We start from the raw sequence: 17,907 nt of genomic DNA, 5'->3' as shown, positions 1-17,907 counted from the left end.
AGTAGCGAATGGGAAACGCCATTCGCCATTCGCTACTCCCTATTCGCCACCTTTCACGCCGCCTTCTTCTTCGCGCTGATCAGCTTGCGGTTGATCAGCACTTCGGCGATCTGGATCGCGTTGAGCGCGGCGCCCTTGCGCAGGTTATCCGACACGCACCACAGCACGAGGCCGTTCTCCACCGTCGCGTCCTCGCGGATGCGGCTGATGTAAGTCGCGTCCTCGCCGGCCGCTTCGTAAGGAGTGGCGTAGCCGCCGGGCTCCTGCTTGTCGATGACGAGACAGCCGGGCGCCTTGCGCAGGATTTCGCGGGCTTCGTCCGCGCTGATCGGGTTCTCGAACTCGATGTTGACGGCCTCAGAGTGGCCGACGAACACGGGTACGCGCACGCAGGTGGCGGAGAGCTTGATCTTGGGATCAAGGATCTTCTTGGTCTCCGCCATCATCTTCCACTCTTCCTTGGTGTAGCCGTCCTCCATGAAGACGTCGATGTGGGGGATGACGTTGAAGGCGATGCGCTTGGGGAATTTCTTCGCGACCAGCTCGTCATTGGTGTAGACGGCCTTGGTCTGCGAGAACAGTTCGTCCATCGCGTCCTTGCCGGCGCCCGACACCGATTGATAGGTCGAGACGACAACGCGCTTGATCTTAGCCTTGTCGTGCAGCGGCTTGAGCGCGACCACGAGTTGCGCGGTCGAGCAGTTCGGATTGGCGATGATGTTCTTCTTCTTGAAGCCTTCGGTCGCGGCCGCGTTCACTTCGGGCACGATCAGCGGCACATCGGGATCCATGCGCCAGGCCGAGGAATTGTCGATCACGACCGCGCCGGCGGCGCCGATCTGCGGCGACCATTCCTTCGATACCGAACCGCCGGCCGACATCAGGCAAATGTCGACGTCGGAGAAGTCGTAGTGCTCAAGCGCTTTGACCTTCAGGGTGCGGTCGCCATAGGACACCTCGACGCCGACGCTGCGGCGCGAGGCCAGGGCTACGACCTCGTCCGCGGGAAATTTGCGCTCATCCAGGATGTTGAGCATTTCCCGTCCGACATTGCCGGTCGCGCCGACGACTGCGACTTTGTAACCCATCGTTCACTCTCCGATGAAAAAGCCCGTTCCTGAAGCTGACGCTTAAACAGGAAGAGCAGCGCTTCTATGCGAGAACCGGCCTCAAGACAACGTTGGACCATGCCTGAAGGCCGTGGATGCAGTCGCCTGAGGCCAGCACGGCCGTTAGCCCTACCCGGACCGCCATCCAGCTGGCGCTGCTGGCCTTCGCCGACGAGGTCGTCGGCACGCTGGCGCGCCTGATCGCCTATGTGGGGACGCTCGCGCTGTTTGCCATGCTCGCCCTCGCGGCGCTGGGCCAGCTGCCCGACCTGCGCAACAACGAGCCGGCCGGGAAACCGGGCTGGAGCGTGGCCGGCCGTTCGCACCCGGCCTTCGCCGTCAGCCGACCCGATTCCTCCGAGAAAACAGCCTCTTACACCATCCTCCGGCACCCCGAAGGCGGCCGCAGGGACGTGCTGCGCTGGACCGATGACGCGGGCAAGCCCGTGGCCGAGCTCGAAATCTACCGCCAAGGCGCCGAATTCGACGTGACACGTCCGGCGACCGCGGACCTCGCCGCCCAGATGGGTTTGGGCGCGGCCACCGCGCTCGAGCAGGCCGGCCTGATCGGTACCAAATTCGGCCCGGTCGCCCTGTTCCGGCCAACCGGCACAGCGGAAGGCGCGCAGGGGTGCCTCGGCTACCTCAAGCGCAGTGAGGAGCCGGCGCTCCAGATCTCCGGCTTTTCCTGCCGGGGCGACAGCCTGCCCGCCGGGCGCGCGGCGATCGCCTGCACGCTGAACCGACTGACGCTGCTGGCCTCGGGCAACGAGCCTAGGCTGGCGGAATTGTTCGCCCATGCCGAGCTGAAGCGCGGCGGCTGCGATCCCGCGGGCTCGGTGGACTGGCTGCTCGGCGCCGCGAACGCGCAATTGCGCGGAGCGCTTTGATCGGCATCAAGCTCAAGTGGCTGGTTTGCATGCAACTTTTGCCGATGCGCACGATTATTCCCCGCTGGTGTGACCCAATTGACCTAGTTGCGATCACCCCCGCCGGGCTAGTATGCGGTGAAATCGACTGGCGGCCTGCCGCCTGAAGGGGACGTGATGAACTCGAAATTTTCTGCCGCGAACAAACTGGCGACATTGCTTGCGGCGGGCGCCGCAATTGCCATCGCGTTCGCGACCCCGGCCTCGGCCGACACCAGGACCAAGCAGCGCTATGACGATCGCGGCCGGCCCATCTACGGCCCGAGCGGCCCCAACGCGGTCTATCAGCAGGGCCGCACCCGCATCTATGTAAGCAAGCGCTCCTGGCTGGACGGCGGCACCGAGGTCAATCCGGGCGACCGCAAGTTCACCGACTACGCCTTCCCGCCGGCCGTGGGCTATCCGTCGTTCGCCCGCGAGAACCTCAACCGCCCGATCGACCGGCAGCCGCTCTCGCCGCCGCAGGACGTCGGCGGCTATCCGCAGAATTTCCCGCTGTATTGAGCGGACGTCTCGACGAATCAAAAGGCCGGGCGAGAGCCCGGCCTTTTTTGTTTCTCTCGCACCGTCATTCCGGGGCGATGCGCAGCATCGAACCCGGAATGACGGCTTATGATTACGCGTGCAGCTTCTGCAATTCCTTCAGGATCGCTTCGCCCATCTGCGTGGTGGAGGCCGCCGTGGTGCCTTCCGACTTGATGTCGGCGGTGCGCAGACCGCTGGCGAGCACGGCGGCGATGGCCTGGTCGACCTTGTCGGCGAGATCGCCCATGTCGAAGGAATAGCGCAGCGCCATGCCGAAGGACGAGATCATCGCGATCGGATTGGCGAGGCCCTTGCCTGCGATATCAGGGGCCGAGCCGTGCACGGGCTCGTACAGCGCCTTGCGCTTCCTGGTCTTGACGTCGACCTCGCCGAGCGAAGCAGACGGCAGCATGCCGAGCGATCCGGTCAGCATCGCCGCGATGTCGGAGAGCATGTCGCCGAACAGATTGTCGGTCACGATGACGTCGAACTGCTTCGGCCACTTCACCAGCATCATGCCGCCGGAATCGGCGAGCTGATGCTCGAGCGTGACGTCGGGATATTCGCGCTTGTGGACCTCCGTCATGACCTCGTTCCAGAGCACGCCCGACTTCATGACGTTGCGCTTCTCCATCGAGGTCACCTTGTTCTTGCGCTTCCTGGCAAGCTCGAAGGCGACGCGTCCGATGCGCTCGATCTCATAGGTGTCGTAGATCTGGGTATCGATGGCGCGCTTCTGGCCGTTGCCGAGATCGGTGATGGTCTTGGGCTCGCCGAAATAGACGCCGCCGGTGAGCTCGCGCACGATCATGATGTCGAGCCCCTCGACCGCCTCGCGCTTCAGGCTCGAAGCATCCGCCAGCGCCGGGTAGCACACGGCGGGACGCAGGTTGGCGAACAGGGCGAGATCCTTGCGCAGGCGGAGCAGACCGGCTTCGGGGCGCACCTCGTACGGAACCGCATCCCATTTCGGGCCGCCGACCGCGCCGAAGATCACGGCGTCGGCGTCTTTCGCCTTGGCCATGTCGCCCTCGGAGATCGACACCTTGTGGGCGTCATAGGCGGAGCCGCCGACGAGGCCGGTGTCGGTTTCGAACTTGGCGATCCCGGCCGCATTGAGCCAGTCGATCAGCCGCTTCACCTCGCCCATCACCTCCGGGCCGATACCGTCGCCGGGAAGCAGCAGCAGTTTGTGGGTCGCCATGGTCGTGTCCTCAGTTTATCTCGTCATTGCCGGGCTTGACCCGGCAATCCAGCTTTCTTGAAAGATGGATGCCCGGATCAGGCCCGGGCATGACAAGCGGGGATGAATTTCGGCCGGAGTGCTAGAGCGGCGTTGCGCGCTTGGCAAGACACCATTGCCGGGGTGCGGCTGTGCAAGGCGGGCGGGGCCTGCCACACTGCGCGCGCCGGAGTGACCCCTTGCACGCGCCTGACCGTCCCCCGAACCCGCATCCCGCGCGGCTGATCCTGACCCTGTCGCTTGCGGCGACGGTCGGGCTCGGCATCGGCCGCTTTGCCTATGCGCTGGTGCTGCCCGACATGCGGGAGGACCTCGGCTGGTCATACTCGGCGGCCGGATTCATGAATACCATCAATGCGGTCGGCTATCTCGTCGGCGCGCTTCTCGCGTCCCGCCTGATTCGGCGCGTCGGCTGGGCGGCGGCCATCCGCGGCGGAACCTTCGCCTGCGTCGCCGCGCTCGCCACTTGCGCCCTGACGGGAAATTTCGTCGCGCTGAGTCTCGCGCGTCTCGTGCTGGGTCTTGGTGCCGCAGCCGGCTTCGTCGCCGGCGGCGCACTGGCCGCCACCATCGCGCAGTCGCAGCCCGCGCGAGCCAATTTCCTGCTCAGCCTGTTCTACGCCGGGCCCGGCATCGGCATTCTCTCCTCCGGGCTGATCGCCCCGTTCACGCTGCAATATTTCGGGCTGGGCTCGTGGTGGATCGTGTGGTGGGCGCTGACGCTGCTATCGGTCGCGATGACGATCCCGCTGTTCCTGATCCGCATCGAGAGCAGCGTCCGCTTCTCGGAAGGCGGTCCCGGCTCGTTCGCGATCCTGCCGGTGCTGGTCTATCTCGCCGGCTACTTCCTGTTCGGTGCCGGCTACATCGCCTACATGACCTTCATGATCGCCTATGTTCGCGACGGCGGCGGCGGGGCCGCGGCGCAAGCGTCGTTCTGGGGCCTGATCGGTCTGTCCGCTTTCGTCACGCCCTGGGCCTGGCGCGGCGTGCTGGCGCTCGATCGCGGCGGGCTCGCCACCGCCATCATCCTCGGCACCAATGCGCTGGGCGCAGCCTTGCCGATGCTCGGACATTCGCCGGCCTGGCTCGCGGTCTCAGCCGTCGTGTTCGGCGTCGCCTTCTTCGCCGTGGTCGGCTCGACCACTGCGTTCGTGCGCTTCAACTATCCACCCGAGGTGTGGCCGACCGCGATCGCCGCGATGACGATCTCGTTCGGCGTCGGCCAGACGCTCGGGCCGATCGTGGTCGGCGCAATCACGGATGCGCTGGGGAGCTTGAGCTACGCGCTGAATGTCTCGGCGGCGCTATTGGCGCTCGGGGCCGTGGCGGCGTTGTGCCAACGGAAGGTGGGGCCGGCCAAACAATCGGTGCCGTAGGGTGGGTTAGCGTCAGCGTAACCCACCCTACGGGAGCGGAGCTCGCGTCAACTCCCGCTGAACGAATTGTATCCCTGGTCTTCCCAATAGCCGCCCTTGTAGTCGTTGGTGACTTCCATCGAGACCACGTATTTCGGGTTCTTGAAGCCGAGCTTCGTCGGCACGCGGATCTTCATCGGGAAACCGTAGGCGCGCGGCAGAATCTCGCTCGCATATTTGAACGTCATCTGCGTCTGCGGGTGCAGCGCGGAGCGCATGTCGAGCGGCGAGTTGTAGCCGTCCTTGTCAGCGCACTGGAACCAGACATATTTGGCGCGGGTGTCGGCGCCGATCAGCCTGAGGAAATCCCGCAATGGCGTACCGGTCCAGCTGCCGATCGCGCTCCAGCCCTCGACGCAAATGTGGCGGGTGATCTGCGTGACCTGCGGCAGCTTGTAGAGCTCGTCCAGCGTCCAGGACTTCTTGTTGTCGACGAGACCGCGCACCTCGAGCTTCCAGTCGGCGCCGTCGATATCGGGCGCGTCGTCGAGATCGTAATAGGCGTTGAACGGAAACGGCTTCGTGATCGCGCTCTCGGGAAAGGTCGGCGCCAGCGCGTCCGGATTGAACATCCAGGCCTGCACGGCATCGTTGAACTTCGAGACTTTGGCGAGCATGGTTTCGGCCGAGGACGAGTCGACGACGTCGCAGCCGGTGAGCAGCGTCAGCGCCCCGAGACTGGCACCGCCCGCGATGAAGCGGCGGCGGGTGACATCGGGCATCGTCTTGAGGGAGTCCTTGATCAGCAGCCGCTTGTCGACACCGGGAATCAGGAACGAGCGCTTTGCCATAGTCTCCTCCTCAGCGACCGATGATCATGGCGCGCAGGCTCTTCGGCACCAGCAGCGCGAGCAGAACGTGAATGACGAGGAACGCGCAGATCGCGGCCATGCAGAAGAAGTGCACGTAGCGCGCGGTCGGATAGTCGCCGAACAGCATCACCAGATAATAGAGCTGCACCGGCTTCCACATGCCAAGTCCGGAGAGCACGATCAGCACGCCGACCACGATGATGCCGGCATAGAGCAGCCGCTGCACGTAATTGTAGACGGTGAGGTCGTCATGGCCGAGCTTGAAGGTCAGCACCGCCCTGACGTCGTGCAACACGCCGGACGGCGTGATCGGCAGCAGCTTCCTGCGGAAGCGGCCGGTGACGAAGCCGGTGACGAGATAGGCGAGACCGTTGATCATCAACAACCACATCGCCGCGAAGTGCCAGAGCAGACCGCCGCCGAGCCAGCCGCCGAGCGTATATTCGCGCGGGAAGCTGAAGCCGAACAGCGGCGAGGCATTGTAGATCTGCCAGCCCGACAGAATCATCAGGATCATGGCAAGCGCGTTGACCCAGTGCATGATCCGCACCCAGGCGGGCTGGATCACTTTGGCCTTGGTAACCCTGACGTGCGCGTCGGTGACTGTGAGGCTCGCCATGCTGGTTCCGTCCTGAATATCTCTGACAGCAATTATACGCCGAAGTTTCCGCTTTCGTTACGCCCTGTCCGGCATCGAATCGATACCGCGAGCTTATCGCGGTCACAAAAAAGCGAGCCGGGCACCCCCGGCTCGCCGTCCTCAAAGCACCCTGTTCGGGGGAAGAAACAGGATCGCGCGGTGTTACGTCGCCGGCATCAGCACGGTGTCGACCACATGGATCACACCGTTCGACTGGTTGACGTTGGAGATCGTCACCATCGAGGTGCCGCCCTTGGCATCGACGATCCAGACCTTGCCGGCCTGCTTCTTCACGGTCAGTTCCTCGCCCTCGGCGGTCTTCAGCTTCTTGCCGTCGGTGAGATCGGAGGCTTCGAGCTTGCCCGGCACGACGTGATAGGTGAGAATCTTGGTCAGCGTCGCCTTGTTCTCGGGCTTGACCAGATTATCGACGGTGCCGGCCGGCAGTTTGCCGAAGGCGGCGTTGGTCGGCGCGAACACCGTGAACGGACCCTTGCTTTCCAGCGTCGGCACCAGGCCCGCCGCCTTCACCGCCGCCACCAGGGTGGTGTGATCCTTGGAGTTGACCGCATTCTGGACGATGTTCTTCGACGGGAACATCGCGGCGCCCCCGACCATGACCGTCTTATCCCCGGCGCGGACAGGGGCGACCGCGGTCGCGGTGATGGCCAGGGCGCTGAAGGCGGCAGCAGCGAGATAGGCAATGCGCTTCGACATGGAGATCTCCCGATTGGATTGTAACCGGCGTGGCCGGCGTTGAGTTGGCAACAACGGTGCTTGCGACCTCTTGGCGTGAAGCAGCAGCGCCGTCGTTGGACCGAACTACGGGAGGGTTTGCGATGCGGTTTCGAAGGAAAATTCTTTGTGATGGTTGAAACTATGTGGGGGGATGTCCGTGGGGTGAGTGTGCGCCACACTCTCCGCCGTGGTCCCGGACAAGCGCAGCGAAGCGAAGCGCAGATCCGGGATCCATAGCCGCAGGGAGTGGTTTGGCGAAGACTCGGAGTTACCCGTCGCGCACGACAATTTCTCCCTGTGGTTATGGGTCCCGGGTTCGCGACTACGTCGCGCCCCGGGACGACGGCGGAGAATGTGGCGCGATGGGCGCGCTTCAATCCCTGTTGTTCGGCGTCTGGATGAAGCCGCGATTATGCGTCGGGCTGATCAAGAGCTCATTGATGCAGACACGCGGCGGCATGCTGGCGATGAAGGCGATGGTGCGGCCGAGATCCTCGGGTTGCAGCATCTTCGCCTGCTCTTCCTCGCTCGGCACCACCGGGCGCAACTTCAGGATCGGAGTCGCCACCTCGCCCGGCATCAGGCAACAGGCGCGCAGGCCGTTCACGCATTCGTCCATGTTGAAGGAATGGGTCAGCGCCAGCACCGCGTGCTTGGTCGTGGTGTAGGCCGGGCCCGGCATCTTCGAGACATGGCGACCGGCCCAGGACGAGACGTTGATGATCGAGCCGTCCTGCTGCTTGCGCATCGTCGGCAGCACGGCGCGCATGCAATAGAGCACGCCATTGAGATTGATCTGGACCAGCTTGTCCCAGCCCTCCAGTTCCATGTCGTTCCAGCTCCGGTTGGGGACATTGACGCCGGCATTGTTGACGAGGAGGTCGATGCGGCCGTGCCTGGCGACGATCTGATCGGCCGCCTTCTGAGCCTCGGCCGCATTGGAGACGTCGAGCGCGATGGCCTCAGCCGCTCCGCCCGCCCCGGTGATCCTGGCAACCACGGTATCCAGGGCATCCTTGCGGCGGCCCGAGACCACCACCGTCCAGCCCTCGGCCGCCAACGCCTCGGCGCCGGCTTCCCCGATCCCGCTGCCGCCGCCCGTGACCCAGGCCACGCGTTTCCCGTTTTTTGACATGCAAACTGTCTCCGTTGCTTCTGCGGGGCGGTTCTTGCTAATCCAGCCCTCGGTTTTGACCGGCCTCTGCCGGCGAGGAATGTTGCATGAACCAAGCTGCCAACGCCAACCTGTTTTCCCGCCTGTTCGACGGCCTGGACGATCCGAAACGGCTCGCGATCGAGACGCATGACGGCGCCCATATCAGCTATGGCGATCTGATCGCACGCGCGGGCCAGATGGCGAACGTGCTGGTCGCCCGCGGCGTGAAGCCCGGAGACCGCGTCGCGGTGCAGGTGGAAAAGTCCGTCGCCAATATCGTGCTCTATCTCGGGACGGTGCGGGCCGGCGCGGTCTATCTGCCGCTTAATACGGCCTATACGCTGAATGAGCTCGATTACTTCATCAGCGATGCCGAGCCGTCGCTCGTGGTCTGCGCTCCCTCCAAGGCGGAAGGCCTCGCCCCCATTGCGGCGAAGGTGAAGGCCACGGTCGAGACGCTCGGGCCCGACGGCAAGGGCTCGCTGACGGAGGCCGCCGACAAGGCGAGCCCCGAGTTCACGACCGTTCCGCGTGCGAGCGACGATCTCGCCGCGATCCTCTACACGTCGGGCACCACCGGCCGCTCCAAGGGAGCGATGCTGACGCACGACAATCTCGCGTCGAACTCGCTGAGCCTGGTGGACTACTGGCGCTTCACCGACAAGGACGTGCTGATCCATGCGCTGCCGATCTACCATACCCATGGCCTGTTCGTGGCGACCAACGTGACGCTGTTCGCCCGCGCCTCGATGGTCTTCCTGCCGAAGCTCGATCCTGATCTGATCATCAAGCTGATGGCGCGCGCGACGGTGCTGATGGGCGTGCCGACCTTTTACACGCGCCTGCTGCAGAATCCCGCGCTGTCGAAGGAGACCACCAGCCACATGAGGCTGTTCATCTCGGGCTCGGCGCCGCTGCTCGCCGACACCCATCGCGAATGGTCGGCGCGCACGGGCCATGCGGTGCTCGAGCGCTACGGCATGACCGAAACCAACATGAACACGTCCAACCCCTACGACGGCGAGCGCGTGCCCGGCGCAGTCGGCTTTCCGCTCCCCGGCGTTTCGGTGCGCGTGACCGATCCCGAGACCGGCAAGGAATTGCCGCGCGAGGAGATCGGCATGATCGAGGTGAAAGGCCCGAACGTGTTCAAGGGCTATTGGCGCATGCCGGAGAAGACCAAGTCCGAATTCCGGCCCGACGGCTTCTTCATCACCGGCGACCTCGGCAAGATCGACGCCAAGGGCTACGTGCACATCCTCGGCCGCGGCAAGGATCTGGTGATCTCCGGCGGCTTCAACGTGTACCCGAAGGAGATCGAAAGCGAGATCGACGCCATGCCCGGCGTGGTGGAGTCCGCCGTGATCGGGGTGCCGCATGCCGATTTCGGCGAGGGTGTGACGGCGGTGCTGGTGCGCCAGCCCGGCGCGAGCATCGATGAAGCGACCGTGCTGAAGGGCCTGGACGGACGCCTTGCGAAATTCAAGATGCCGAAGCGCGTCTTCGTCGTCGACGAGCTGCCGCGCAACACCATGGGCAAGGTGCAGAAGAACATCTTGCGCGAGACGTACAAGGACATCTACGCGAAGAAGTGAGGCGCGCACGCTCTCGCCTTCGTCATTGCGAGGAGCCCTTGCGACGAAACAATCCAGACTGCCTCCGCGGAAAGATTCTGGATTGCTTCCGCCTTCGCCGAAAGGCTTCGGCGGACAAGTCGCTGCGCTCGCAATGACGGAGGGTGCAACGGCTACAGCCCGCCTACCAAGCTCAGCACAAACCGGCTGCCCACGATCAACAGATAACACCCGAACGCCACTTCCAGCGTGCGCTTCGACATCGCATGCGCGGCTTTCACGCCGAGCGGTGCGGTGACGAGACTCATCGGCATCACCAGCACGGCGCCGATCAGCGAGACGTAGCCGAGCGCGAATGGCACTTGCAGCGCTGCGACGCCCGGATAGTTCGCCGCGGCGGGCCAGCCGGCATAGATGTAGCCGAGCGCGCCGGGGATCGAGATCAGCACCGCGAGCGCGGACGAGGTCGCAACGGCCTGATGGATCGGACGGCTATAGAAGGTCATCAAGAGGTTCGAGAACAGGCCGCCTCCGATGCCCATTAGGGTCGAGAGAATGCCGACGCAGAAGCCGTAGACGCGCATCAACGGGCCCTTCGGCAGATCATCGCCGAGCTTCCAGGTCTCACGCGCGAAGATCAGCCGGACCGCGGCTGACCAGGCGACCGCGACGAACACGATCTTGAACAGCCGCTCCGGTGCGAAGCGCGCGATTACGCTGCCGGCGATAACGCCGATCAGGATCGGCAGCCACCAGACGCGCAGGATGCTCATGTCGACCGCGCCGCGCCTGTAATGCGCCTGGAACGAGCGGATCGAGGTCGGGATGATCACCGCCAGCGAGGTGCCGACGCACAGCGGCATGCGCACCTCGAGCGGCACGCCGGCGATGCGGAAGCACTCGTAGAACACCGGCACCAGAATCGCGCCGCCGCCGATGCCGAACACACCGGCCAGAAATCCCGAGAGCGCGCCGGTTGCGATCAGCAGCAGCACGAGCTCGACGACGTCGAAGACCTCGAGGCCGTTCATCGGCAGCGATCCGTCGGCAGTTCTCGCGGATGGGTGGCACAGACGGCTGCGGCAGCGCCGAGGACGGGCGCGGCGATGACCAGAAGGAGGCCCGCGAAGCCTGGGCCTTGCGGATCATAAGTACCAAGCGCCGCGAGACCGTCGATGGCGACGCCGACCAGCGAGAACACCAGCAACGGAAACAGGTCGCCGGGCAGGACGGTATGGAGGCCGCGCGCGGTGCGCCGATGGGGGATGGACGTCAGACTGACATGGGTGGGCATGGTTGGTCCCCAACTGCTTGGTATCTGGCAAAATTAGACTCTCCCGTTTTGCGGCGATATCTCTCGCAACCGGGATACTTCCTTGCGAAATGCGGAAGGATGGCGATGGACCAGATTGCGGCGATGGCGACCTTTGTGCGGGCCGTGGACGCCGGCAGCCTGTCGGCGGCGGCGCGATCATTACCGAGCTCGCTGACGTACCGGCAGATTTCCGCGCTCGAGCGGCATTTCGGCACGCGCCTCTTGATGCGGACGACGCGACAGCTCGCGCTCACGGAGGATGGGCGCATGCTCTACGAGCGCGCCAAATCGATCCTGGGCGAGCTCAGGGAGATCGAGGAGGGGCTGGCCGGAAATCGCCGCGAGCCGTCGGGACGGCTTCGGGTCAGCGCGCCGACATTGATGGGACGTCTGCTGATCGCGCCGCTGCTCGGCGACTTCCTGCGCGCCTATCCATCCCTCTCCGTGGACCTGCTGTTGGTCGATCGCAACGTCGATTTGATCGAGGAGGACGTCCACCTGGCGCTTCGCGTCGGGCGCATGCCGGATTCGCAACTGGTGATGCGAAAGCTCGCGGAGGTGCAGATGATTCACTGCGCCTCGCCAGATTACCTCGCACGCCGCGGCGAACCGGAGACGCCGGCGGACCTGGCGCAACATGATTGCCTGGTGTTTTCCGACGCGCCGGGTGCGGCAACCTGGCGATTCGGCCGCGAGGCGAATGGCGGAACGCGAGTCCGCATCTCGGGACGGCTCTGGATCAACAGTCTCGATGCGCTCGCCGCCGCCGCCGAGAACGGCGCAGGAATCATCCGCGTACCGTCATGGCAGGTGGAGAGGCAGCTGGCGGAAGGACGGCTGCGACGTCTGTTGGGCGCGCACGAGCCGGCGCCGGCGCCGCTGCACGCGCTGTATCAGCCGTCGCGCCTAGGCTCGACGAAGATTCGCGCCTTCATCGATTTCCTGGTCGCGCGGTGGCGCAGAAGCGATCCGCTCAGCCGGTGATCTCTGTGGCGGGTGGAATGCAGGGGGCGCATATCCGGGCGGGATCAAATCGGACGGTGAGAAGGACGGTTGGCGGTCGCGAGAACAGGGCTGGCGACGTCTTTGGCCGATCTCTGCCCGGTTTGGATGGCATGGTCCGTTTAGAGGTGTTCCAATAGCAATTTCAACGCGCCGCGGCTCCAGCCAATATTATGAAGTAATATTCGTTTCTTCGTTGGCGGAGCGAGGTCCTGGTATACCAAGCTGCTGATTGGACTTGTTTCATCAAGGCTGTAGAGATGAACCGAGGTTCGATTTATGGCGATTTGGTGATTGCGCAGGCCAAATCGACTCCGTAAATAGAGCCGACCTTTCGCGATCCCCGCGCGCCCCATGCTGGGCCGCAACAAACATCAAAAGCCGCCCATGACCGCACGGATCGAACGACCGCTTTCGCCGCACATCCAAACCTATCGCTGGACCCTGACGATGGCGCTGTCCATCGTTCACCGTGCCACCGGCATCGCACTTTACGCCGGAACGCTGCTGCTGGCCTGGTGGCTGATCGCAGCCGCCTCCGGTCCAGCCGCCTACGCCCACGTCCAGGCCTTCACCGGCAGCATCATCGGCCGCCTGATCGTGTTCGGCTACACCTGGGCGCTGATGCACCATATGCTGAGCGGCATCCGGCATTTCGTGTGGGACCTCGGCTACGGCTTCAAGGCCAACGAGCGCGAAGCCCTGACCTGGGGCGCGCTGATCGGCGGCATCGTGCTGACGGTGCTGATCTGGATCATCGCCTATGCAATCGGAGGCGGACGATGAGCTACACCGAATCCCACGGCTCTCCGAAGCCGCCATCCATGCGCACCCCGCTCGGCCGCGTCCGCAATCTCGGTGCGGCGCATTCAGGCACCTCCGATTTCTGGCGCCAGCGCATCACCGGCGTTGCCATGACGCTGCTGATGATTCCGGTCGTGGTCATCGTGATGATGCTGCTCGGCCGCAACCAGGCCGGCGCCGCGCAGATCCTCGGCTCGCTGCCCATCGCGGTGATTCTCCTGCTCTTCATCGCCGCCAGCGCCTGGCACATGAAGATCGGGATGCAGGTGGTGATCGAGGACTACGTCCATAACGAGAAGCTGAAGCTCACCGCGATCATGCTCAACAACTTCTTCTCGATCGCCGTGGCACTCGCCTCGACCTACGCGATCCTGAAACTTTCCTCCGGAGTGTAACCCATGGTTACCGGAACATCGGCCGCCACAACGAATGGCACGGGCAACGGCGCTCCCGCCACCAACGGCAAAGCCTATCCGATCGAAGACCACACCTATGACGTCGTCGTGGTCGGTGCCGGCGGCGCCGGCCTGCGCGCGGTGGTCGGCTGCAGCGAGGCCGGACTGCGCACCGCCTGCATCACAAAAGTGTTTCCGACCCGCTCGCACACGGTTGCGGCGCAGGGCGGCATCTCCGCCTCGCTCGGCAACATGCACAAGGACGACTGGCGCTGGCACATGTACGACACCGTGAAGGGGTCGGACTGGCTGGGCGACCAGGACGCGATCGAATACATGGTGCGCAACGCGCCCGAGGCGGTCTACGAGCTCGAGCATTGGGGCGTGCCGTTCTCGCGCACCGAGGACGGCAAGATCTACCAGCGCCCGTTCGGCGGCATGACCATGGACTACGGCAAAGGCCAGGCGCAGCGCACCTGCGCCGCCGCCGACCGCACCGGCCACGCGATGCTGCACACGATGTACGGCCAGTCGCTGCGCCACGCGGCCGAGTTCTTCATCGAATTCTTCGCCATCGACCTGATCATGGACGACCAGGGCACCTGCCGCGGCGTCATCGCGCTCAAGCTCGACGACGGCACGCTGCACCGCTTCCGCGCCCAGACCGTGATCCTCGCGACCGGCGGCTACGGCCGCGCCTACGCCTCCTGCACCTCGGCGCACACCTGCACCGGGGACGGCGGCGGCATGGTGCTGCGCGCCGGCCTGCCGCTGCAGGACATGGAATTCGTGCAGTTCCACCCGACCGGCATCTACGGCTCGGGCTGCCTCGTCACCGAAGGCGCGCGCGGCGAGGGCGGCTATCTCGTCAACTCCGAGGGCGAGCGCTTCATGGAGCGCTATGCGCCGTCGGCGAAGGACCTTGCCTCGCGCGACGTGGTCTCGCGCGCGATGACGATCGAGATCCGCGAGGGACGCGGCGTCGGCAAGAAGAAGGATCACATCTTCCTGCATCTCGACCATCTCGATCCCGCCGTGCTGGCCGAGCGCCTGCCGGGCATCTCCGAATCCGCAAAGATCTTCGCCAATGTCGACGTGACGCGCGAGCCGATCCCGATCGTGCCGACGGTGCACTACAACATGGGCGGCATTCCCACGAACTATCACGGCGAAGTCCTGACCAAGAAGGATGGCGACGACAACGCGGTGATCCCCGGCCTGATGGCGATCGGCGAAGCCGCCTGCGTCTCCGTGCACGGCGCCAACCGCCTCGGGTCCAACTCGCTGATCGACCTCGTCGTGTTCGGCCGCGCCGCAGCGCTCCGCCTCGCCGAGAAGCTGACGCCGAATGGCAAGCAGCCCGAGCTGCCGGCGAACTCGGCCGAGATGGCGCTCGGCCGCCTCGACCATTACCGCTACGCCTCCGGCGGCACGCCGACCGCGAAGCTGCGCGAAGGCATGCAGCATGTGATGCAGAACAATTGCGCGGTGTTCCGCACCGGCGAAGTCTTGAGCGAGGGCCAGAACCTGATCGCGAAGGTCCACAGCGGCATTACCGACATCGCCGTGTCCGACCGCTCGCTGGTGTGGAATTCGGACCTCGTCGAGACGCTCGAATTCGACAATCTGATCTCTCAGGCGGTGGTGACGATGAACTCGGCCGCCAACCGCACCGAGAGCCGCGGCGCCCATGCCCGCGAGGACTTCTCCGAGCGCGACGACAAGAACTGGATGAAGCACACGCTGGCCTGGCTGGACGATGCCGGCAAGGTCAGGATCGAGTATCGCCCGGTTCACGACTACACCATGACCAACGACGTGCAGTACATCCCGCCGAAGGCGCGCGTGTATTGATCAGGACTCGTCATGCGCGGGCAAAAGGCGCGAAGCGACGTCTTCAAACCTGATGCCCCGCGCATCCATCTTTCGAAAAGAGGGATGGATTGCCGGGTGAAGCCCGGCAATGACGCGGAAAACCAGAGGCAGGACTTATGGTTGAATTCGCACTTCCGAAGAACTCGAAGATTTCCGGTGGCAAGACCTGGCCGAAGCCCGCGGGGGCGACCGAGCTCCGCGAGTTCAAGGTCTATCGCTGGAATCCGGATGACGGCAAGAATCCGAGCGTCGACACCTATTACGTCGACACCAATGATTGCGGTCCGATGGTGCTGGACGGCCTGATCTGGATCAAGAACCACATCGACCCGTCGCTGACCTTCCGCCGCTCCTGCCGTGAAGGCGTCTGCGGCTCCTGCGCGATGAACATCGACGGCCAGAACACGCTGGCCTGCACCCGCTCGATGCACGACGTGAAGGACGGCGCGGTGAAGATCAATCCGCTGCCGCACCAGCCCGTGGTGAAGGACCTCGTCCCGGATCTCACCAATTTCTACGCCCAGTATGCTTCGGTCGAGCCCTGGCTGAAGACGACCTCGCCGACGCCGCAGAAGGAATGGCGCCAGAGCCACCAGGACCGCGAGAAGCTCGATGGCCTCTACGAGTGCATCCTGTGCGCCTGCTGCTCGACCTCGTGCCCGAGCTATTGGTGGAACAGCGAGCGCTATCTCGGGCCCGCCGCGCTGCTCCAGGCCAACCGCTGGGTCTCCGATTCCCGCGACGAGGCCACCGGCGAGCGGCTCGACAATCTCGAGGATCCGTTCCGCCTCTACCGCTGCCACACCATCATGAACTGCGCCAAGGCGTGCCCGAAGGGACTGAACCCGGCGGAAGCCATCGCCGAGCTCAAGCTCAAGATGGTCGAGCGCCAGATCTGATTGGCCCTGTGTGAGCGACGACGCGTCTGTCTGCGGCCCCGAGCGTTGTCGGTTCTGATCGAATCAGAACCGAGGCTTAAAATTATTCTCGAACAACGATCCAAGCGCGACGTCGATCACCCGATCCCCGTCGCGCTTTATTGATGCTCCACTACACGCTTGGTGCCAGGCAGGGGCGACGCTGCCGCCGCGCCAGGTTTTGAATTCGCGCGTTCGATTGCCCAGCGCAGTTGGCGATCCGTGGCGCGCAACTTGATCTCGTCCGAGGCGAGCGCGGCGAGATTGGCAAGGATCTGCTTCTGCGTTTCGTCCAGCACGCGTGGCCGAGTGTCGATCACGCAGAGCGACCCCAGGGTAAAGCCGTCGGGATCGCTCACTGGGCAGCCAGCGTAGAACCGAAACCCCAGCTCACCCTTCACCGCCGGATTCTCCGCAAAACGCAAGTCGGTCGCGAGGTTCTCGGCGACCATGATACCCTTCTGCAGAATGGTGTAGTTGCAGAACGCCCAGCCGCGCGGCGTATCGACCATGTCGAGCCCATAACGCGACTTGAACCATTGTCGGGTCGGGGTCAGCATCGTCAGCAGTGCCACGGGAGCATCAAGGCTGCGCGCCGCCAGCCAGGTCAGGCGATCGAAAGAATCTTCAGGCGGCGTGTCGACGAGACCAGAGCGTTCGAGTGCGAGAAGCCGCTGGCCCTCATTGTCCGGGAAGGGAAAGGAAGGCGGCGTCTCGAACGGAAGGGGGTATCCGACGGCGGCTTTGAAAACGGTTTCGATTGCCGCAGGCAACGCCGGCAATTCGTCGACGAACACCGTCATTCTGGAGCCGGGCCCGCCCCCGCCTGATCGCCGGATTTCAGCCGAGCGCCCGACGACAAGGATCCCGGTACTGCCGAGTGATGGATCGGCGCGCAGGCTCTCCAACATGGCGAGTCTGCTGGCGTCCGATGTTTCGGCTTCGATCACAACGGCGGCCGGCAACCGCGTGCCGATCGCAAGCAGCGCTGCGTAGATGTCCGAGTAACTCTCGACGACACAGAAATCCACCTTCGCCAAGGCCGCTTTGTAATCGGCCATGCGTTCTTGCCGCGCAATGAGGATCACCCGGGCGGAAGCAAGCATCGGCGGCTCGCCGGAGCCGGCGATCAGCCCGAGAACGTCGCGGCGGTAGACGCGGCGGTGGCCCCCCGGGGTTTTCCAAGACGGGATCGAGCCGCCTTCGATCAGAAGCTGCGCCGTGCGGACGGAGACGCCCAGTATCTTGGCAGCCTCCGCCGTCGTCAGAATGTCCTTGGCCATACCATCCATCTTTACCCCCGACCGCGCGCCAACCGTCCTCGTCCCAGACCTCACAATGTCGTGCTCCCACTTGTGTTGACAAGTGTAGATGGCTGCTATTTTGATAGATTTGATGATAACGATAGATTTGATAAATCTGATAGGCTGGCTTCGCACTGCATGGCGGATGCGA

General features: G+C 64.3%; 17 protein-coding genes. 9 read left to right on the top strand and 8 right to left on the bottom strand.

The genetic code is table 11. The features are described from left to right. Positions 1-53: 53 nt before the first annotated feature. A complete protein-coding gene (locus tag ABIG06_RS13105; RefSeq protein WP_370136956.1) occupies positions 54-1,088 on the bottom strand; it encodes an aspartate-semialdehyde dehydrogenase in 1,035 nt (344 codons plus the stop codon). Positions 1,089-1,204: 116 nt separating this feature from the next. Between ABIG06_RS13105 and ABIG06_RS13100 the strand changes: the two genes are divergently transcribed. Both ABIG06_RS13100 and ABIG06_RS13095 read left to right on the top strand, forming a co-directional pair. Further along, positions 1,205-1,999 (top strand): hypothetical protein, encoded by a 795-nt coding sequence (locus tag ABIG06_RS13100; RefSeq protein WP_370136954.1) that lies wholly within the window; start codon positions 1,205-1,207, stop codon positions 1,997-1,999. 156 nt (positions 2,000-2,155) lie between these two features. Next, positions 2,156-2,542 (top strand): hypothetical protein, encoded by a 387-nt coding sequence (locus tag ABIG06_RS13095; protein ID WP_370136952.1) that lies wholly within the window; start codon positions 2,156-2,158, stop codon positions 2,540-2,542. A 112-nt stretch (positions 2,543-2,654) separates the two neighbouring features. Here the strand turns inward: ABIG06_RS13095 and leuB are convergent, their stop codons facing one another. Beyond that, the gene (gene leuB / locus ABIG06_RS13090) at positions 2,655-3,767 is read right to left on the bottom strand and encodes a 3-isopropylmalate dehydrogenase (RefSeq protein WP_124163782.1); all 1,113 of its coding nucleotides are present in this window, start codon (positions 3,765-3,767) and stop codon (positions 2,655-2,657) included. 218 nt (positions 3,768-3,985) lie between these two features. Between leuB and ABIG06_RS13085 the strand changes: the two genes are divergently transcribed. Further along, complete coding sequence (locus ABIG06_RS13085; protein WP_370136950.1) at positions 3,986-5,185, top strand: YbfB/YjiJ family MFS transporter; 1,200 nt, start codon at positions 3,986-3,988, stop codon at positions 5,183-5,185. Between the two features lie 47 nt (positions 5,186-5,232). On the opposite strand, the gene ABIG06_RS13080 is transcribed toward ABIG06_RS13085, so the two are convergent. From ABIG06_RS13080 to ABIG06_RS13065, 4 genes are all read right to left on the bottom strand, one after another. Next, positions 5,233-6,015, bottom strand: coding sequence for a molybdopterin-binding protein (locus ABIG06_RS13080; protein WP_124163784.1), 783 nt, complete (start codon positions 6,013-6,015; stop codon positions 5,233-5,235). Between the two features lie 10 nt (positions 6,016-6,025). Further along, the gene (locus ABIG06_RS13075; protein WP_124163785.1) at positions 6,026-6,655 is read right to left on the bottom strand and encodes a cytochrome b/b6 domain-containing protein; all 630 of its coding nucleotides are present in this window, start codon (positions 6,653-6,655) and stop codon (positions 6,026-6,028) included. A 183-nt stretch (positions 6,656-6,838) separates the two neighbouring features. Beyond that, positions 6,839-7,393: a fasciclin domain-containing protein gene (locus ABIG06_RS13070; protein ID WP_124163786.1), complete on the bottom strand. Its 555-nt coding sequence runs from the start codon at positions 7,391-7,393 to the stop codon at positions 6,839-6,841. 394 nt (positions 7,394-7,787) lie between these two features. Beyond that, positions 7,788-8,549: an SDR family oxidoreductase gene (locus ABIG06_RS13065; protein WP_370136947.1), complete on the bottom strand. Its 762-nt coding sequence runs from the start codon at positions 8,547-8,549 to the stop codon at positions 7,788-7,790. An 86-nt stretch (positions 8,550-8,635) separates the two neighbouring features. On the opposite strand from ABIG06_RS13065, the gene ABIG06_RS13060 reads away from it, so the two are divergent. Continuing rightward, entirely contained in the window at positions 8,636-10,165 is a 1,530-nt protein-coding gene (locus ABIG06_RS13060) for a malonate--CoA ligase (protein ID WP_370136946.1), read from the top strand. A gap of 152 nt (positions 10,166-10,317) precedes the next feature. On the opposite strand, the gene ABIG06_RS13055 is transcribed toward ABIG06_RS13060, so the two are convergent. After that, entirely contained in the window at positions 10,318-11,175 is an 858-nt protein-coding gene (locus ABIG06_RS13055; protein WP_370136944.1) for a sulfite exporter TauE/SafE family protein, read from the bottom strand. Between the two features lie 29 nt (positions 11,176-11,204). On the opposite strand from ABIG06_RS13055, the gene ABIG06_RS13050 reads away from it, so the two are divergent. The 5 genes from ABIG06_RS13050 (at position 11,205) to ABIG06_RS13030 (ending at position 16,434) form a co-directional block, all read left to right on the top strand. Further along, complete coding sequence (locus ABIG06_RS13050) at positions 11,205-12,443, top strand: LysR family transcriptional regulator (RefSeq protein WP_424578294.1); 1,239 nt, start codon at positions 11,205-11,207, stop codon at positions 12,441-12,443. A gap of 405 nt (positions 12,444-12,848) precedes the next feature. Beyond that, the gene (sdhC, locus tag ABIG06_RS13045; RefSeq protein ID WP_124163791.1) at positions 12,849-13,247 is read left to right on the top strand and encodes a succinate dehydrogenase, cytochrome b556 subunit; all 399 of its coding nucleotides are present in this window, start codon (positions 12,849-12,851) and stop codon (positions 13,245-13,247) included. Between the two features lie 38 nt (positions 13,248-13,285). Continuing rightward, positions 13,286-13,660, top strand: coding sequence for a succinate dehydrogenase, hydrophobic membrane anchor protein (gene sdhD / locus ABIG06_RS13040; RefSeq protein WP_199752446.1), 375 nt, complete (start codon positions 13,286-13,288; stop codon positions 13,658-13,660). A gap of 3 nt (positions 13,661-13,663) precedes the next feature. Beyond that, a complete protein-coding gene (gene sdhA / locus ABIG06_RS13035) occupies positions 13,664-15,514 on the top strand; it encodes a succinate dehydrogenase flavoprotein subunit (protein WP_124163793.1) in 1,851 nt (616 codons plus the stop codon). Between the two features lie 137 nt (positions 15,515-15,651). After that, positions 15,652-16,434, top strand: a complete 783-nt coding sequence (locus ABIG06_RS13030; RefSeq protein ID WP_124163794.1) for a succinate dehydrogenase iron-sulfur subunit — start codon at positions 15,652-15,654, stop codon at positions 16,432-16,434. Between the two features lie 137 nt (positions 16,435-16,571). Here ABIG06_RS13030 and ABIG06_RS13025 read toward each other — a convergent pair whose 3' ends face one another. Beyond that, complete coding sequence (locus tag ABIG06_RS13025; protein WP_370136939.1) at positions 16,572-17,735, bottom strand: GAF domain-containing protein; 1,164 nt, start codon at positions 17,733-17,735, stop codon at positions 16,572-16,574. Between the last annotated feature and the right edge of the window lie 172 nt (positions 17,736-17,907).

The sequence above is a fragment of the Bradyrhizobium sp. USDA 326 genome (assembly GCF_049739485.1).
GTDB lineage: Bacteria > Pseudomonadota > Alphaproteobacteria > Rhizobiales > Xanthobacteraceae > Bradyrhizobium.
This window is presented reverse-complemented; position numbering and strand designations above follow the sequence as displayed.

What these genes read in the sequence shown, in the direction of transcription:
- ABIG06_RS13055 (WP_370136944.1), bottom strand. Translation starts at nt 11,175, where the DNA reads ATGAACGGCCTCGAGGTCTTCGACGTCGTCGAGCTCGTGCTGCTGCTG.
- ABIG06_RS13025 (WP_370136939.1), bottom strand. Translation starts at nt 17,735, where the DNA reads ATGGCCAAGGACATTCTGACGACGGCGGAGGCTGCCAAGATACTGGGC.
- ABIG06_RS13095 (WP_370136952.1), top strand. Translation starts at nt 2,156, where the DNA reads ATGAACTCGAAATTTTCTGCCGCGAACAAACTGGCGACATTGCTTGCG.
- ABIG06_RS13105 (WP_370136956.1), bottom strand. Translation starts at nt 1,088, where the DNA reads ATGGGTTACAAAGTCGCAGTCGTCGGCGCGACCGGCAATGTCGGACGG.
- ABIG06_RS13065 (WP_370136947.1), bottom strand. Translation starts at nt 8,549, where the DNA reads ATGTCAAAAAACGGGAAACGCGTGGCCTGGGTCACGGGCGGCGGCAGC.
- sdhC (WP_124163791.1), top strand. Translation starts at nt 12,849, where the DNA reads ATGACCGCACGGATCGAACGACCGCTTTCGCCGCACATCCAAACCTAT.
- ABIG06_RS13060 (WP_370136946.1), top strand. Translation starts at nt 8,636, where the DNA reads ATGAACCAAGCTGCCAACGCCAACCTGTTTTCCCGCCTGTTCGACGGC.
- sdhA (WP_124163793.1), top strand. Translation starts at nt 13,664, where the DNA reads ATGGTTACCGGAACATCGGCCGCCACAACGAATGGCACGGGCAACGGC.
- sdhD (WP_199752446.1), top strand. Translation starts at nt 13,286, where the DNA reads ATGCGCACCCCGCTCGGCCGCGTCCGCAATCTCGGTGCGGCGCATTCA.
- ABIG06_RS13070 (WP_124163786.1), bottom strand. Translation starts at nt 7,393, where the DNA reads ATGTCGAAGCGCATTGCCTATCTCGCTGCTGCCGCCTTCAGCGCCCTG.
- ABIG06_RS13075 (WP_124163785.1), bottom strand. Translation starts at nt 6,655, where the DNA reads ATGGCGAGCCTCACAGTCACCGACGCGCACGTCAGGGTTACCAAGGCC.
- ABIG06_RS13100 (WP_370136954.1), top strand. Translation starts at nt 1,205, where the DNA reads ATGCAGTCGCCTGAGGCCAGCACGGCCGTTAGCCCTACCCGGACCGCC.
- ABIG06_RS13050 (WP_424578294.1), top strand. Translation starts at nt 11,205, where the DNA reads ATGGGTGGCACAGACGGCTGCGGCAGCGCCGAGGACGGGCGCGGCGAT.
- ABIG06_RS13030 (WP_124163794.1), top strand. Translation starts at nt 15,652, where the DNA reads ATGGTTGAATTCGCACTTCCGAAGAACTCGAAGATTTCCGGTGGCAAG.
- ABIG06_RS13080 (WP_124163784.1), bottom strand. Translation starts at nt 6,015, where the DNA reads ATGGCAAAGCGCTCGTTCCTGATTCCCGGTGTCGACAAGCGGCTGCTG.
- leuB (WP_124163782.1), bottom strand. Translation starts at nt 3,767, where the DNA reads ATGGCGACCCACAAACTGCTGCTGCTTCCCGGCGACGGTATCGGCCCG.